The organism is Allobosea sp. 05T433 (assembly GCF_056396065.1).
In genome coordinates this window covers 1-2,336 of the sequence record NZ_JBFTKS010000090.1, presented here as the reverse complement: position 1 = coordinate 2,336, position 2,336 = coordinate 1, and the positions used below count along the sequence as shown (strand labels likewise).

Below are 2,336 nucleotides of genomic sequence, written 5' to 3'. Positions count from 1 at the left end.
GCCGGCGGCGGCTCGGGTGGCCACCACCCCGGCCCGGGCGGCCATTCCGGCCCGGGCGGCGAGAACCCTGGCGGACCCGGTGGCGAGAATCCCGGCGGTCCCGGTGGCCCCGGGAGCCCGCGCAGCAACCGCGCCCCGCTGCTTGCCGGCGTCGTCAACCTGCGCAGCATCGGGCGCTGCGAGACGCTGCTGATCACCGCGATCGGCTTGCTCGCGGGGGCACGCGACCCCGATGGCGATGCGCTGTCGATCCGCAATCTCACCGCCTCCAGCGGCACGCTGACCGCGGTCGAGGGTGGCTGGGAGTTCAGCCCGACGCCGGGCTATTTTGGCCCGGTGACGCTGAGCTACGAGGTCAGCGACGAGACCGTCGCGGTCGCCCAGACCGCGCTCTTCAGGGTCGTCGAGTTCACCGAGATCAACGGCACGTCAGGCGATGACAGCCTGACCGGGACCGAATGCGCCGACCTGATCGACGGGCGCGACGGCAACGACGTGATCGATGGCCGCGGCGGCTCCGACATCCTGCATGGCGGCGCCGGCAACGACTTCATCCGCGGCGGCGCCGGCMATGACCTGATCTATGCCGGGCGCGGCAACGACATCGTCTATGGCGGCGAGGGCAACGACACGATCTATGGCGGCGACGGCGACGACCAGCTCTTCGGCGAGGATGGCGACGACATCATCTTCGGCGAGGCTGGCGATGACATCATTRTCGGCGGCGCCGGCAACGACCAGCTCTCCGGCGGTGACGGCAATGACGTGATCCAGGGCGGCACCGGCGACGACCAGATCGCCGGGGATGCCGGCAACGACGTYRYCCATGGCGATGAGGRCGACGACACCGTGGATGGCGGCGCCGGCAACGACGAGCTTCATGGCGATGCCGGCGACGATCACGTCATGGGCGGGGCCGGCAATGACCAGGTCTATGGCGAGGACGGCGACGACATCCTCGACGGTGGCGACGGCGACGACTGGATCGACGGCGGAGAAGGCGACAACACGATCTTCACCGGCGACGGCAACGACACGGTCCGAACCGGCAACGGCAACAATGTCGTCACCGGTGGCGCTCATGTCGACCTCGTCCAGTTCGGCGCCGGCCAGGACACGGCCCAGCTCGGCGCCGGCGACGATGCAGCGGCCGGYGGCGGCGGCAACGACCGGCTCTTCGGTGAGGCTGGCAACGACACGCTCTCCGGTGATGCCGGCGACGATGTGCTCGATGGCGGTTCCGGCGATGATCATCTCGCGGGCGGCGCCGGTGACGACCAGATCCATGGCGGGACCGGTRACGACATCGTCTTCGGCGGCGAYGGGYGCGACCGGATCGAGGGCGACGCSGATGACGACGTCGTCTTCGCCGGCGCCGGCGACGATAGGGTCGAGGGCAATGCCGGCAATGACCGGCTCTTCGGCGAGGCTGGCGACGACCGGATCGAGGGTGACGCGGGAGACGATATCGTCGATGGCGGGGCGGGCAACGACCGGCTCGAAGGCGGCAGCGGCGCGGATACGCTCGATGGCGGTGGGGGCAGGGACCGGGTCGAAGCCGGGTCCGGCAACGACGTGATCATCGGCACACTCGATGCCACGGCCGATTGCTATGATGGCGGCAGCGGCTGCGACACACTGGATTACTCCCAGGCGACGCAATGCATCGACATCAACCTGGTCGAGGGCAAGGCGGTCGGCGTCGAGATCGGCGAGGACAGCTTCTCCAGCATCGAGGCGGTGATCGGCGGCAGCGGCAACGACCACTTCACCATCGGCGCTGATGCGGTGACGCTGACCGGCGGTGCCGGCGACGACTGCTTCTCCTTCGACGTGCCCTATGACGCGGACGATCGCGACCTGATCCACCGGATCCTCGATCTCGAGGCCGGCGACCGCATCGTCGTCAAGCAGTACCAGATCGGCACGGATGACGACCCCGCCGCCAATGCCGCTGCGGACGGAGCAGATCCGTTCGCCACGGCCTATGGCGACGAGGCCGACGCTGCCGGCCGGCCCTTCCACTTCCGCATCGAGAAGATCGGGGACGACGACCGCACCTATGTCGACGTCTTTCTCGAGCAGCATGACGAGAAGGACTACTCGATCGAGATCCAGGGCAGTCACAGGCTTTACTATTACTGACCTCGGCGCGTGGCCGCAGGGCCACGCATCCCGGGYSSGCKGACGGGAGAGACSRRYATGACCAGGCGCAGTATCGCATCGCAGGCGGGCGGGGATGCCAGGGAAGGGCGCGAGCCGAATTTCGGGCTCGGCCGGCATATGCTCGCCGGCACGGCGCTTGCCCTGCTCCTGGTCGTCGGCTGCGGCGGCTG

1 protein-coding gene is annotated in these 2,336 nt (G+C 68.9%); it reads left to right on the top strand.

What is annotated here, in order from left to right:
• On the top strand, positions 1 to 2,145 hold a 2,145-nt coding region (locus AC1DGP_RS35080; protein ID WP_476833276.1), incomplete at its 5' end, for a calcium-binding protein.
• Positions 2,146 to 2,336: the final 191 nt, after the last annotated feature.